Below are 14,093 nucleotides of genomic sequence, written 5' to 3'. Positions count from 1 at the left end.
GCCGGAAAATGGCGCCGAACCGGCGGGTTCAGTCCTCGCTGCTGCCGCGCTGTCCGACGAACGCCCGCAGGGCCGGGTCCGCGGAGACGATGCGGTCCACCTCGTCTCCGCCGGTGCATTCGAACAATCCGACGGTCACATGCGTGCCGCGCCGGCCCAGCACGCGCCAGACGCCGCCGCTGTCCTGCCAGCGGATCAGCGCGGCGACGGCGGGGGAGATCTGCGAATCCGGCACTCCACCATTGTGACTGCCGAATCCGTCAGGCGAATTCGTCGTACAGCTCGGGCAGGAAGCGAGCCAGATGGTTCATCTCCTGCCCGCAGTGCACCAGCAGATCACGAGCGAGGTCGAGTCCTGGTACGAGGTCGTCGACGTCGGCGGCGGCACCGCGCTGCACCGCACGCGCGGTGTGCACCGGATCCAGGGTGTGGACTCCGTAGATGCGCAGATAGAAGCGGCTGCGCATCTCGCATCCACCGGCAACGGGGCGGACCTGGTGGGCCAGCCAGCCCAGGTCGACGGGCGCGACGCTGCTGCCGACCCGTCCGAGCACCACGGTGTGGTCGTCGGGGACGGTGAACCCGTAGGCGACCGGATCGTGGAAGGCGATGGCGAGCTGCTGCAACTTCGGGCCGATGTATTCATCGACGTAGGAGATATTGCCGACATACCGCTGCCGGTCCGGCATCGCCCCTCCCGTCCGGTCGGCCGCGACCTCCGCGTACATGTGCGCATCCGGATGCCACAGCTTGTACCGGGCGGATTCGGCCAGATGCCACCCGAACCACCAATCCCACATGGCGGCGGTCACGCGCGGCATCTCCGTGCGTACCGCCACCCAGATAATTCCGGAATCGGTGTGCCCGTATCCGGTTTCTATCGGCGCGTAGCCGGACGGGCCCAGTTCCGCGGTCAGCGCGGAGAAGGGCGGAATACGTTCCGCCGGGGTGGGTGGCCCTGCGTACGCGGCGGTGACCGCCGGTTGCGGTGGGGCGGTGTGCTCGGTCATGAAGTGGGCATAGGGCTGGGCGCGGTCCTGCGCGGAATACCCGCCGTAGCGGACGTTGTCGGGACCGTCGGCGTGAGCCGGTGACGACCGGACCACGGCGAACGCCCCCGCGCCGACGGCCGCGAGGGCCAATGCCCTGCGCCGCGAGAGAGCCGACGATTTCACCATGCGACGAGGCTACTGCCGGCCGCGCCGAGCGGGCGCGCCGATCATGGCGGCTCCCAACAGGATTCGTGAATGCCGGTGGGGTCACCGGCCCGGCGGCGACATGATCATGACATGTCCCAGTGTGGCCGCATATGGCAATCGGGCGGCCCGTCGCGGGCCGTGCGGGTTCGCCGGGCGAGGGACCGCACGGCCGCGCGAGGTGCCGGCTACGGCGTGGAGTAGCCGATCAGGGCTCCGATCCCGGCGCCGATCGGAATGGTGACCAGGGCGCCGACACCACCGAGGAAGAAGCCCAGGACCGCACCGATTCCGGCGCCGACCAGGGCGCCGACGCCCGCGTTGTACTGCTTGCGAGCGAGCGTGTCGGAGGCCTGGTCGATGGCCTGTGCGGTCCGATCGGTGGCCGACTGCGGTGTCAGTGTGAGGGTCCGGCCGGCGTTGTCGATGCGCGGTGTGAGGCCGACCGTTCCGGACGCCGTGCGCAGACCGAGCGGCACCGACGCGACGGCACGGCCGGCGGCATCGGTGAGGGTGACCGCATCACCGGTGACGGTGAAGGATCCGGCGTCCACGGTGGTTGTCAGACCGGTGTGGTCGGTGGTCGGCGCGGTGACGAAGCCGACGCCCTGTTCGACCCCGCGCACAGCGATCTCGGAGGCCGTGGCCGGTGCGGCCTGCGCGACGCCGGCGGCCGCGGTGGTGGCACCGACGGCCAGTAGCGCGGTAGCGGCGAATTTCTTGGCTCTCATGATCTTTCCCCACATTCCGTCGGCCCGGCCGGGCCGACATGTCCCCTGTGGCCGGATCTCGGCCGTTCTCATTCTTACCCAGATAGCGCGCCGGTGTTCGGTTTCCGATTCGCGGTTCCCGAAATCGCTTCGCGCACAGTGGGTTTGCCTGCTGTTCGCGGGGAATGTGAATCGTCGCGACCGGCCCGGAAGCAGACGTCCACCGGAAGCGCAGCCGGGCGAACGCCGCGGCCGGTCCGAACCGCGCATCCCGGCGATGCTCCCGGCTCCCGCGGCGTACCCCGACCGCTCCGGAATCCGCGCCACGTCCACACCGACACCGGATCGACTCGGCACCACCGATTCGATGTCGCGAAGGCCCGGGTACTGCGACAACGGATTCCTTCCGGCTCGGCGGCCCGACCGCGAACACCTTCGGTGCCGCACCCGCGCGCCGTATTGTCGATCGATGTGAGCGACGACGACGGTTCGACGCCCCTGCGATTGCCCCCCTCCGCGATCGGCGATTCCGTCGAGCTGGCCGACCACATCTGTACCCGGCTGCAGCGGGAGATTCCGGCGTACCGGGGGATTGCCGCCGCCAGCCTGACGCCGTCGATCGCCGCCGTGATCGATCGTCTGATCACCGCCACCGCGGCCGATCGGCCACTCGACGAGCAGGAGCTCGCGGAATTCCGAGCCTACGGCGCGTTGCGGGCCGAACTCGGTGTGCCGCTCGACGCGATGCTGCGCGGATGGCAGATCGTGGTGGGGGAGGTGATCGAACGCATCAGTGCCTCCGAACACTGGGCGACCCGGCGCGGCTCGGCGCTGCTGTCGGTCCTCGGTTCCCTGCTGCGCGCCTCGGACGCGGCCACCGTCGCATTCACCTCCGCCCACCGCGAAGCCGAAGCGCAGATCACCCGCCGCCTCGATATCCGGCGCGACGATATGGTGCGGGCGCTGACCGAGGGCGTCTTGCCCGCCGGTGAGTTGCGCCGCCGTGCCCAACACATCGGACTCCGCCTGGACGCGACGTATTCGGCTTTCCGCGCGATCACCGGGGAGCCGGAACAGACGGAGTGGGAGCTGCGGCAACGGCCGGGATTCCGGCCGCCAGGTGGTGTGGTGGCAATCCTGGAACGCGATGTGGTCGGCATCTGCGATCCGGGCGACGATTCCGCACCCTCGGCCGGAGTATTCCTCGGGGTGGGCCCGGCCTGTCCGCTCGAGCGGGTCCCCCATTCGCTGCATATCGCCGGCCGGGTCGCCGAGACCGCGCGCCTGTTCGGGCGCCCGGGGCGCCACACGCTCACCGACCTCGGCCTCCTACCGGCCGTCGTCGGCGACAGCGATGTCGGGGCCGCAATGGTCCGCCGCTACATCGACCCGCTCGTCGACGTCGACGCCGACGCGATCCTCGAGACCGTCGATGCGTATCTGGCGGCCGGCTGCAATGCCAGCGAGACCGGTCATCGGCTGTATCTGCATCACAACACGGTCCGCTATCGGCTGTCCCGGTTCGAGGAGCTCACGGCTGCGTCGCTGAAGGATCCGCACGTGATGCAGCAGGTGTGGTGGGCGTTGCGCTACCGGGAACTGTCTTCCGGTCACCCGGGCTCGTGAGTCGATTAATAAGGAGAATCGTCCACATTTTGTCAACTATTACGAAACTCTGCGCCCGGGCCGGCGGTTGATCGATACAAGCGAACGACGCGGGCCCGAGATCCGGGCGCCGCGCCCAGATGTCCGTGCGACGCTCGAAAGGAAAGGACCGGCACCATGACATTCGCCGATCCGGTCACCGCGGTATTCGCCGACGCCGTCGATATGGCCGTGCGCGCACCCTCGATGCACAACACCCAACCGTGGCGGTGGTCGGTGCGCGAGGACGCCGCCCACCTGTACGCCGACCGGTCGCGGCAGTTGGTCGTGACCGATCCCGCCCAGCGCGCACTGCTACTGAGCTGCGGTGCGGCACTGCATCATATGCGGACGGCGCTGGCCGTGCTCGGCTGGTCCGCGCAGGTCACCTACCTTCCCGACCACGCCGATCCCGACCACCTCGCGGCCATCACCGTGCGGCCGTACCGGCCGTCGCCGCGCGATATCGAGCTCGCCGCGGCGATCGGCCACCGGCAGTCGGATCGCCGCCGCTACAGCGCGCGACCGGTGCCGCAGGCGTTCGTGCGGGAGGTGTCCGCCGCCGCCCGGTCCTACGGCGCCGCCGCCCGGCAGGTGCCGCGGGAGTTGCGCCCGGAACTGGCCGAAGCTGCCCGGGTCGCCGCTCTGCGTCACGCCGCCGACCCCGCATATCTGCACGAGCTGGCGGTCTGGAGCGGTCGGCACGGGACCTCGGACGGTGTCCCGGCCGCGAATACGCCGGCCCCGCGTCCCGATGACGAGATCGCCAGGCGCCGGTTCGAGTCACCGGAGCTGGCAGATCCGGCCACCGAACCCGAGGCCGCCGAATGGCTGGTGGTGTGCACGACCGGCGATGATCGGCTCGCTCGGCTGCGAGCGGGGGAGGCGATCAGCGCGCTGCTGTTGTCGGCGACCACGCTGGGCCTGTCGTCCAGTCTGCAGTCCGAACCGCTGGCCCTGCCCGACCTGCGCGCCCAAATTCGCGACAGCGTGCTGTCGAAGTGCGCCTACCCGCAGACGATGGTGCGACTGGGCTGGTCGCCCGCCGGCGCCGCGGCGCTGCCGCAGACGCCGCGACGGCCCGTCACCGAGGTGCTCGCGACCCCTGTGGCGATCTGAGCGATCCGCGGCTAGAGCCCCGCGGCCGCCGCGATCTCGCGGGCGTGGGCGATGATCGCGTCGATGCGTTCGACGGTCGGCGTGCCCGCGGCGGCCTTGTTGCTCGGCGTATCGGCCGCGCGCCGCATCACGCCCTCGGCGATGATCGCGAGCTTCCACAAGCCCAGTACATGCCAGAAGGTGAGGGCGTCACGGTCGCGGCCGGTTTCGTCGAGGTAGGCGCGCGCCATCTCGGCTCGGTTCGGGAAACCCGGCAGTGCCGACGCCGGGAAGTCACCGCCGAGGTCTTCGCCGGGCTGGACCCAGTAGGCGAGCAGACTTCCCATATCCGCGAGGGGATCGCCGAGGGTGGACAATTCCCAGTCCAGCGCGGCCACCACCGCGCCGGTCTCCCGCGAGGTGATCACGTTGCGCAGGTGGAAGTCACCGTGCACCAATGTCGTTTCCCGTTGCGGCGGAATCGATCCGGCGAGCCGGCGGGTGAGATCGTCGAGTTCGGGCACCTCGCGGGTACGTGACTGCTCCCACTGCCGCGACCATCGATTCAGCTGCCGCTGCGCATAGGGTTTGTGACTGGCCAGATCCGCCAGCCCCACCGCCTCGAGATCGACCGCGTGAATACGCGCCAGCGTGCGGGTCAGGGACCGGGCGATGGCCAGGCGCCGCTGCGGAGTCAGCGACTCCGCGACCTCCATGGTGTCCACGACTTGTCCGTCGACGTATTCCATCAGTACCACCGGTGCGTCGCAAACTTCGGAATCCGTTGTGACGGAAAGGATTGCGGGCACCGGGACATCGGTTCCGGCCAGCGCGGACATGATCCGCGACTCGCGCACCACATCGTGCGCGGAGGCCAGCAGCCGGCCGAGGGGTGGCCTCCGCAGCACCCAGCGGTGGCCGGCGTCGTCGCGCACCAGGTAGGTGAGATTGGACTGGCCGAGACCGATCCGGGTGAAGGTCGGGGCGCCGGTCAGCCCGACCCCCAGACCGTCGATCCACCGGGTGACGGCGGCGGTGTCGATGCCCCCGGCCTGCTCCGGCGTGGCGGTCACGGCGCCGCCCGGAATGCCGCCGGGTGGCCGAGACGCTGCCCACCGTCGACGACCATCACCTCACCGGTGATCCAGCGCGCAGCGTCGGATACCAGGAACGCGATCGCCGACCCGATATCGTCGGGTTCGCCGATCCGGGCCAGTGCGGTCGCGTCGGCCACCAGATTCTCGTGCTCGCGCCACAGGGCCTCGGCGAGCTTGGTCCGCACCACGCCGGGCGCGACGGCGTTGACCCGGACCCGCGGCGACAGTTCCAGCGCCATCTGCTTGGTGAGGTGGATGAGCGCCGCCTTGGAGGCGTTGTAGAGACCGAGGTTCGCCTCGAAACCCATACCGCCGATCGAGGCGGTGTTCACGACCGCGCCGCCGTGCTCACCCATCCACGCCTTGGTCGCCAGCGACGTCCACAGGATCGGCGCCCACAGGTTGACGTCGAAGATCTTGGCGAACCGGCCGTGGTCCTGATCGATCACCGGGCCGAACGCCGGATTGGTGCCCGCGTTGTTGACCAGGATGTCGACGCTGCCGAACCGCTCGAGGGTGCGGTCGATGCAGCTGCGCGCGGCCTCCTCGTCGACGGCGTGCGCGGCGATGCCGAGCGCGTTGCCCTCCACCTGTGCGGCCGCCGCGTCTGCCGATTCCTGATCCCGCGAGGTCAGCACCACGTTGGCCCCGGCCGCGGCGAGGGCCTGCGCGGTCGCGAGGCCGATGCCGCGCGAGGCGCCGGTGACGATCGCGGTGTGGCCGGTCAGATCCGCGTTCGGCATATCAGTTGTCCGCCTTCACATCTCGATACTTGCGCAGTTCCTGCCGGGCCAGCGTGCGCTTGTGCACCTCGTCGGGTCCGTCGGCCAGCCGCAGCGTGCGTAGATGCGCCCAGGCCATGGCGAGCGGGAAGTCGTCGGTGACACCGGCGCCACCGTGGACCTGAATGGCCCGGTCGACGATCTTCAGGGCGATATTCGGCGCGGCCACCTTGATCGCGGCGATCTCGGTGCGCGCCTCCTTGTTGCCGACGGTGTCCATCAGATAGGCCGCCTTCAGGGTCAGCAGCCGGATCATCTCGATATCGATGCGCGCCTCGGCGATCCAGTCCTGGATATTGGCGTTGGCGGCGATCGGCTTGCCGAAGGTGATGCGCGTACTCGCGCGCCGGCACATCAGCTCCAGGGCGCGCTCGGCCATCCCGATGGCCCGCATACAGTGGTGGATGCGGCCGGGGCCGAGCCGGGCCTGGCTGATCGCGAAGCCCTCGCCCTCGCCCTTCAGCACGTCTTTCAGCGGTACCCGCACATTCTCGAAATCGATCTCGGCATGACCCTCCCGGTCCTGATAGCCGAAGACCGGCAGGCCGCGCATGACGGTCACGCCCGGTGCGTCGATGGGGACCACCATCATCGACTGCTGGCGGTGCGGCGCGGCATCGGGATCGGTCTTGCCCATCACGATCAGCACGGTGCAGTTCGGATGCAAAGCGTTGGAGGCGAACCACTTACGGCCGTTGAGCACGTACTCGTCGCCGTCACGCACCATCGACAGTTCCACATTGGTGGCGTCGGAACTGGCGACCGCGGGCTCGGTCATCGCGAACGCCGAGCGGATCGTGCCCGCCAGCAACGGCTTCAGGTACTTCTCCTTGTGCTCGTCGGTGCCGAAGAGCGTGAAGACTTCCATATTCCCCGTATCCGGGGCATTGCAGTTGCACGCCTCCGGCGCCAGGTGGCTGCGGCCCATGATCTCGGCCAGCGGCGCGTACTCGAGGTTGGTCAGACCCGGACCCCATTCCGGGTAGGGGTGGAACAGATTCCACAGGCCGCGCCGCTGCGCCTCGGCCTTGAGCTCTTCCAGGATCGGCGGCTGGAAGTGCGGATCGCCGGCGGCGCGCATCTGCTCGTCGTAGACGGCCTCGGCGGGGTAGACGTGCGAATCCATGAACTCCAGCAGCTGGGCCCGATACTTCTCGGCCCGCTCGGAGATGTCGAACATCGACATGTGATCTCCTGATCGTTGTGAAATCTGTTGTGATGCTTCAGTTCTCGTCGAGCAAGCTGCGCTGGTACCGGCGCATGCCGGCCAGCCAGCGGTCGTAGTCGGCCCCCTTGCGCCGATACATCTCGAGCACACTCGGATGCGGCAGGATCAAGAACTGCTCGGCGTCGATCGCGGCGAGCACGGCGTCGGCGACCTGCGGGGGTTCGAGCACCTCCCCGGCGGCGGTCACCGCCCGGGTGGAGGCCGCGCCGAGCCGGTCGCCGGAGTCGCGCCCGGCATACAGCAGGGGTGTGTCGACTCCCATGGGGCACAGGCAGCTGACCCGAATCCCCTGGTCGCCGTAGGTGACCGACAACCATTCGGCGAAGCCGACCGCGGCGTGCTTGGTGACCGAGTAGGTGGCCGACCCGATCTGGGTGAGAAGTCCCGCCGCGGAGGCGGTGCTGACGAAATACCCTTCGCCGCGCTCGAGCCATCGGGGTACGAGCTGGGTGGCGGCGCGGATGTGCGCGCGCACGTTCACGTCGAAGGACCGGTCCCAGTCGGCCTCGGCGACGTCGAGCCCGGCCGCACCGGCGATGCCGGCGTTCGCGAAGTACAGGTCCACCGGGCCGAACGTGTTCTCCGCCAGCGTGATCAGACCGGCGATCGCCTCCGGATCGCTGACGTCGGCCCCCGCGCTCACGCAGGCACCGGGATGGTCGGCGGCCACGGCGTCGGCGACGCTCTTCGCGGCGGCCTCGTCGAGATCGGCGACGACGACTCGCGCGCCCGCTTCGGCGAGGCGGGCGGCGAGAGCGCCGCCGATGCCGCCTCCGCCGCCGGTCACGATGGCCACCTTCTGCGCAACCTGCACTGCCGTACCCCTGTCCGTGTCCGTGATGTCACCCCACCGTAGTTGAGGTTGACGTCAAGTTCAATTTCGGGTGTGCGCGTGCGCCGCACTCCGCTGTTGTAGCAGGTCCGCGCCGCGCCGGAGGGCGAAACGGCGAGTCAGGGCTTGGCCGGAATACGCAGCGCGTTGACCCACAAGCGGGTCGCGGTATAGGTGAGCTCGTCCAGGTCGACCGGTCGATCGGTGTCGTCACCGGCCACGAAATGCCCGAAGGCCAGGCGGCTGACCATCCCGGAGAGCGCCCGCGAGGCGAGGAGCGGATCCAGCTCGGGATCGGCCAGCCCACGACGTTGCAGCGATTCGATACTGCGAGCGTTGCGGTCGATGAACGCCTCGGCGCGGCGCTGGCGCAGCACCCGGAATTCGGGGTCGATATTGGCCACCTGTTCCAGCAGTCCCATCAGTTTGGCGTTGCGCTGATAGGCCTCGAAGTAGGCGCGGTTGCTCGCGGCCACCACGGCGGCCGGATCGTCGGCCTCGGGAACATGCGGCATCCCCGGGTGCATCATGTCCTCCTGGGCGACCTCCAGGACCGCCGCGAAAATCTCCTCCTTGCTGGAGAAGTAGGTGTAGAAGGTGCCGGAGGAGCAGTGCGCCTCGGTCGTGATGTCGACCAGCCGGGTGTCGAGATAGCCGCTGGTCTCGAAGACGCGGCGCGCGGCGGCGATCAGCGTCGAGCGGGTACGCAGCCCGCGCTCGGTGGTGGGCAATTCCCGCAGCAGGGAAGTCCGGGCCATCGACGGCGCTGCGTCCGTGCTGCGACCATCCTCGCCGAACTTTCCCATGCAGCAGTTATAGCCGACGAGGCCGATGGCGGCACGTAGGGTCTGTTGATCTTGGAAGTCATCGGAGTGGAGAGTATGTCGATATTGAGGAAGCTGTTGACGCTCGGGGCGGCAACAGCGGCGGTTGCGCTCACCGCGGTTCCGGCGCACGCGCAACAGCAACCCGAGTACGCGCCCACCATGCTGGTGCTGGACGCCTCGGGATCCATGCGGGCTCCGGATCCCGCCGGCGGCACGAAACTGGATGCGGCCAAGGCCGCCGTGCACAGCTTCGTCGCCGCGGCCCCGGCGCGGTCGAAGGTGGGACTGACCGTGTACGGGACGGGAACGGGATCCTCGGATGCGGAAAAGACCGCCGGATGTGCGGACGTGCGCACGCTGCACGGCGCCGACATCATCGACAGAGCGGCTCTGAATACCGCCGTCGACGGTGTCGAGGCCAGTGGATATACGCCGATCGGCGCCGCGCTGCGCACGGCCGCCGACGCGCTTCCGAAGCAGGGCCCGCGGTCGGTCGTCCTCGTCTCCGACGGCGAAGACACCTGCGCGCCACCGGATCCGTGTGAGGTCGCCCGGGAACTCGAGCGTCAGGGCGCCAAGATCGTGGTGCATGCCATCGGATTCGGTGTGGACGGGCCCGCGCGCAAACAGCTCACGTGCATCGCACAGCAGACCGGCGGTACGTACACCGATGCCGCCGACGGCACATCGCTCGAACGTGTCCTGCCCCGGGTGAGTCAGGCGGCGTTGCGCACGTACACGCCGGTCGGCGCGCCGATTTCCGGCACCACGACCTATCGGGACGCGCCGGTCGCCGGGCCGGGCCGATATCTGGACACGATCGCCCAGCACGAGACGAAGTACTACGCCCTGGACGTGCCGCAGGGCGCGATGGCCTACTTCAGTGCGACGGTGGCCTTCCCGCACGTCCGGCAGAAACCGCCCGGCAACGACAACAGCGTTCTGTACCTGCGCGTCTACGGCGAGGATGGCAAGGACTGCAACGTATTCGAGTTCGAGCAGGTGGTGAACACCAGTGACGGCGTGGCACTGACCGTCACGAAGGCGTGGGACGGCGCGACGAAGACCGATTCCGGATCCGACAGCGCCGCGAACGCGTGCCGCGGCGGCGGTCGCTACTACTTCGCACCCGAGTGGCACGGCGTCGCCGACACCAGCCCGCAGCAGATGCCGATGGAGTTGCTGTTCGGAATCGAGCCCGCGGCCGGCGACCCCGGTCCGCCCGCGTCGGCCACACCGACGGCGTTCACGCCGCCGGCCGGTAGTGCCGTCGCGGTCTCCGGAGGTGGATCGTTCAACGCCGCAACGACATTGGAAGGTTCCGGTAGCTATTCCGACACCCTGCAGCGCGGCGAGTTCGTCTTCTATCGGATCGCGCTCGGATGGGGCCAGGGCCTCGCATACCGGGTGAATTTTCTCGATTCCGACAAGCGCGGACTCGACGGGCTGTCGCGGGTCACGACCACGCTGTACTCGCCGATTCGCACCGAGATCGACCACGACTTCGGCAGCTACAACGGAGAATCGGCGACGATGCCGGCCGGTGGTCCGCTGGCGACGCTGCCGGTGCGCTACAGCAATCGCACGGCCGGCGACGCCAAGAGCGCTGAACAGAGCCTGGCCGGTTGGTACTACATCGCCGTCTCGGTCAGCGCCTCGAATGTCGAAGGACTCGGTGCGCCCGTCCCGATTCGCCTGGATGTGACCGTCGGCGGGGCTGCCGAGCCCGGACCGCGGTACGAATCCGCCACGTCAGCAGGCATATTCGGCGAGCATGGTGCGCAGACGCCGGATGCGTCGTCCTCGTCGAACAACGGAGGGCAATCGCGGGCGTCGGCCGCATCGGAATCCGGCGACGGGGTATCGCCGGCGGTCCTCGCGGCTGTCATCGCCGGTGTCGTCCTGCTCGGACTGCTTCTCGGCGCGCTGGTGGTGATACGAAGCCGCCGCAAGGACACCCGTCCCTAGGGCACCGCTACCGAGGAGTCGGCGGAAATCGAGGGCCGGTCCGTGATCGCTTGCGAGTGATCACGGACCGGCTCACCTGTTCCGCCGGACCACCGCGTGAGCCAGGGTTTCGAGATCGCCCCGGGCGACGCCTGACGGCAGCCCGGCGAGCGCGGAACGCAATGCCCGGTCGGCGTAATCGCGGGTGAGTTCACGCCCACCGGCGGCGGCGACCAGTTCGGCGGCGCGCGCTACGTCGGCCGTCGTCATCGGACGTGGCTCGCTGTACAGCCGGGCCAATTCGCGGCCCGCGTCGGTGTCGGAGGCCAACGCGCACACCACCGGAAACGACCGCTTCCGGCCGGCCAGATCGCTGAGCGCGGGTTTACCGGTCACCGCCGGATCGCCCCAGATGTCGATGGCGTCGTCGACCAGTTGGAACGCCAGGCCGAGATTGCGGCCGAAGGTGTTGAACGCGGCCACCGTTCGCGAATCCGCACCCGCGCACAACGCTCCCAGGGCGCAGGAACAGCCCAGCAGCACAGCGGTTTTGCCGGCCGCCATGGACAGGTAATCCTCGACGCTCACATCCGGGCGGGTTTCGAAATCGCAGTCTTGGTATTGGCCGTGGCACAGGGTCGCGGCGGTGCGGGCCAGCCGGATCACCGCGGCGGCGCCGGCCTCCTCCGGCACACCGCCGTCGGAGAGCACCGCGAATGCCAAGGCCTGCAACGCGTCACCGAGCAAGGTGGCGTTGGTGGTGCCCCACACCCGCCAGACCGTGGGCCGGCCGTGGCGCAGTGGATCGGCGTCCATCACGTCGTCGTGGACGAGGGAGAAGTTGTGCAGCAGTTCGACCGCGGCGCCGGCGTGTACGGCATCGGCGGCCGGTGCGCCGCAGGCGGCCGCGGCGGCCAGGGTCAGTGCCGGGCGCAGCCCCTTGCCGTGGGAGCCGGCGCGCAGGTTGCCCTCGGCGTCGCACCAGCCGAAGTGGTAACCGGCCATTCGGTCGAGGGGGTGGCCGAGGGTGGCGACGGCGGCCCGCAGGACCGGCGCGATCGCCGTGCGGGCGTCGGCGAGCAGGGTGGCCGCGGTGCGCGCGCCCGGGGCGGCGTCGGTGGTGGCGCGTGGACGGCGCCCGGGTTCACGGGCGACCGCGCAGTCCTTGCGGTCCGCCGCGGGAAGATGTTGCGCCGGAGAGTAAGTGGTGGGTTTGGATGCTCGCATTACCGGCCCCGCTCGCTAGGGCACAGCCGCCGCGCCCGCTCCGCGTCGCGGTCGGCGGTGCGTGAAGTTTTCATCGTCGCACCGGAACCCGCGGGCCGGGCGATGGCCCGGGTTGCGTTTGCGCAACGCCTGCGCCCGCGGGTTCGTCGTCAGGCCAGGGGAGCGCCGTGCTCGAGTGCCTCGCGCGGCGCGCTGGTGTAGCGCGCGGCCTGATAGTGGTAGTCGAAGTTGGCTCGGACGTATCGGGTGTAGCAGGTCGCGATGGTGAGGATATCGGTGCGGTCGCGGCCGGACAGTCCCGCCGCGTCGAGTTCGGCCGGCAGCGCGTCGATGCCCGCGAGCATGCGGCGCACGCATGCGGTGAGCATGCGGTCGACCACATCGACCGCGCGCTCCCGGTCGAGACCGAGCTGACGTTCGGCCAGCAGCACCGAGTTGTACAGATAATCCGACGCCTCATCGGAATCGATGGACAGGATGTCGTTGAACAGGCCCATATGTTCGACGGATGCCTCCCGGATCGCGCGCAATGCCGGCAGAGCCCGCGCGCCCGCGCACAGGTCGACGCCCTCGGCGATCTCGCTGATATCGAGAAAGACGTACAGCGCCACCGAGTCCCGCCGGTGGGCGCGGTAGTCGTCCAGATCGGGATAGCGATCGGTGAGCCGCCCGATGCTCTCCGTGTAGTAGGTCCACAGCCATGCCGAGAGTTCGGTGCGCACCGCGTGACGCCACTGACTCGAGCGTCCCGCGCACAGTTCGCGCCACAGCTCCGCGAAGGCCACAGCGAGCACCCCCGTCGGTCGGGCGCCGGGTTCGAACACCTCCTCCAGTGCGGTGATGGTCGCCAATGTCCGTACCGGGTCGGGAATTTCGATGTCGAACTGATCGTCGACGATGAATGCCCATGCGGTGAATCTGCTCAGCAATCCCAGCGCGTCCGCCTCGGCATACGGGCACCACAGCGCGTACATGCGAGCCGGCCGGGTCCGGCGCATGCGCCGGCGGGTCGGCTCCGAGGGAACCAGATCACAACGTTCGAGCCAGGCCCACATGGCCTGCTCGGCCTCCGATTCGGCGGGATTGGCCCCCTCCGAATCGAACGGCATGAAGAACTCAGTTACATGCATCGAAACCGCCTATCTCCCAAGCAGTTTAACGCGAGTACGGCAATCCGGGCATTCGGTTTGCGATATCGGGTCGATCCCGGGTGACGACAAGGCGAAGTGCCACAACGGATTCGGATCGATACCGCTCATGCACCCCGGCTCCCGGCGGGTTCGACCGGACAGTGGACGGCTCGCCCGAGAGGAGCCGCGGATGCGCCGCCTGCCCGGGAGCATTCACCCGGCGATCGCCGACAGCCGGCACGGAAGACCACCGTGTCGCCCGGCAGGGATCGGCGCGGCGCCGTACCCGACGGGAGGATTCGGCGGACATTCGACGGCCGGATGCGCGCAAGCGTTTCGTGCTCGGCGTTGCGGCCGACGAGCGATGGCGGACAC

13 protein-coding genes are annotated in these 14,093 nt (G+C 69.1%); 3 read left to right on the top strand and 10 right to left on the bottom strand.

What is annotated here, in order from left to right:
* Positions 1 to 28: 28 nt before the first annotated feature.
* From NE2_RS26810 to NE2_RS26800, 3 genes are all read right to left on the bottom strand, one after another.
* Positions 29 to 235: a hypothetical protein gene (locus NE2_RS26810; RefSeq protein WP_233429886.1), complete on the bottom strand. Its 207-nt coding sequence runs from the start codon at positions 233 to 235 to the stop codon at positions 29 to 31.
* A 25-nt stretch (positions 236 to 260) separates the two neighbouring features.
* Positions 261 to 1,178, bottom strand: a complete 918-nt coding sequence (locus NE2_RS26805) for a DAPG hydrolase family protein (RefSeq protein WP_233429885.1) — start codon at positions 1,176 to 1,178, stop codon at positions 261 to 263.
* 206 nt (positions 1,179 to 1,384) lie between these two features.
* Entirely contained in the window at positions 1,385 to 1,927 is a 543-nt protein-coding gene (locus NE2_RS26800; RefSeq protein ID WP_063030605.1) for a DUF8020 domain-containing protein, read from the bottom strand.
* Between the two features lie 450 nt (positions 1,928 to 2,377).
* Here NE2_RS26800 and NE2_RS26795 point away from each other — a divergent pair, with 450 nt between their 5' ends.
* Together NE2_RS26795 and NE2_RS26790 are read left to right on the top strand one after the other, a co-directional pair.
* Complete coding sequence (locus NE2_RS26795) at positions 2,378 to 3,532, top strand: PucR family transcriptional regulator (protein WP_146165164.1); 1,155 nt, start codon at positions 2,378 to 2,380, stop codon at positions 3,530 to 3,532.
* Positions 3,533 to 3,688: 156 nt separating this feature from the next.
* Positions 3,689 to 4,669: an Acg family FMN-binding oxidoreductase gene (locus NE2_RS26790; RefSeq protein WP_063030543.1), complete on the top strand. Its 981-nt coding sequence runs from the start codon at positions 3,689 to 3,691 to the stop codon at positions 4,667 to 4,669.
* An 11-nt stretch (positions 4,670 to 4,680) separates the two neighbouring features.
* On the opposite strand, the gene NE2_RS26785 is transcribed toward NE2_RS26790, so the two are convergent.
* The 5 genes from NE2_RS26785 to NE2_RS26765 all read right to left on the bottom strand — a co-directional run bounded on the left by NE2_RS26785 (position 4,681) and on the right by NE2_RS26765 (position 9,393).
* Positions 4,681 to 5,721 carry a phosphotransferase family protein gene (locus NE2_RS26785; protein ID WP_063030541.1) on the bottom strand — a complete coding sequence of 347 codons (1,041 nt, stop codon included), beginning with the start codon at positions 5,719 to 5,721 and terminating at the stop codon, positions 4,681 to 4,683.
* Positions 5,718 to 6,488 (bottom strand): SDR family oxidoreductase, encoded by a 771-nt coding sequence (locus NE2_RS26780; RefSeq protein WP_063030539.1) that lies wholly within the window; start codon positions 6,486 to 6,488, stop codon positions 5,718 to 5,720. Before NE2_RS26780 ends, NE2_RS26785 begins: the two co-directional genes overlap by 4 nt.
* A 1-nt stretch (position 6,489) precedes the next feature.
* Positions 6,490 to 7,713: an acyl-CoA dehydrogenase family protein gene (locus NE2_RS26775; RefSeq protein WP_063014823.1), complete on the bottom strand. Its 1,224-nt coding sequence runs from the start codon at positions 7,711 to 7,713 to the stop codon at positions 6,490 to 6,492.
* Between the two features lie 37 nt (positions 7,714 to 7,750).
* Positions 7,751 to 8,569 carry an SDR family oxidoreductase gene (locus NE2_RS26770; protein WP_063030532.1) on the bottom strand — a complete coding sequence of 273 codons (819 nt, stop codon included), beginning with the start codon at positions 8,567 to 8,569 and terminating at the stop codon, positions 7,751 to 7,753.
* A gap of 137 nt (positions 8,570 to 8,706) precedes the next feature.
* Positions 8,707 to 9,393, bottom strand: coding sequence for a TetR/AcrR family transcriptional regulator (locus tag NE2_RS26765; RefSeq protein WP_063030530.1), 687 nt, complete (start codon positions 9,391 to 9,393; stop codon positions 8,707 to 8,709).
* A 75-nt stretch (positions 9,394 to 9,468) separates the two neighbouring features.
* On the opposite strand from NE2_RS26765, the gene NE2_RS26760 reads away from it, so the two are divergent.
* Positions 9,469 to 11,382 (top strand): vWA domain-containing protein, encoded by a 1,914-nt coding sequence (locus NE2_RS26760; RefSeq protein WP_063909497.1) that lies wholly within the window; start codon positions 9,469 to 9,471, stop codon positions 11,380 to 11,382.
* A 72-nt stretch (positions 11,383 to 11,454) separates the two neighbouring features.
* On the opposite strand, the gene NE2_RS26755 is transcribed toward NE2_RS26760, so the two are convergent.
* Both NE2_RS26755 and NE2_RS26750 read right to left on the bottom strand, forming a co-directional pair.
* The gene (locus tag NE2_RS26755) at positions 11,455 to 12,588 is read right to left on the bottom strand and encodes a polyprenyl synthetase family protein (RefSeq protein ID WP_084494354.1); all 1,134 of its coding nucleotides are present in this window, start codon (positions 12,586 to 12,588) and stop codon (positions 11,455 to 11,457) included.
* A 149-nt stretch (positions 12,589 to 12,737) separates the two neighbouring features.
* Positions 12,738 to 13,718, bottom strand: coding sequence for a terpene synthase family protein (locus NE2_RS26750; protein WP_063909496.1), 981 nt, complete (start codon positions 13,716 to 13,718; stop codon positions 12,738 to 12,740).
* Between the last annotated feature and the right edge of the window lie 375 nt (positions 13,719 to 14,093).

This window comes from Nocardia elegans NBRC 108235, from assembly GCF_001612845.1.
Lineage (GTDB): Bacteria > Actinomycetota > Actinomycetes > Mycobacteriales > Mycobacteriaceae > Nocardia > Nocardia nova.
Note: the sequence above shows the minus strand (reverse complement) of the source record. Positions and strands in the feature narration are given on the sequence as shown.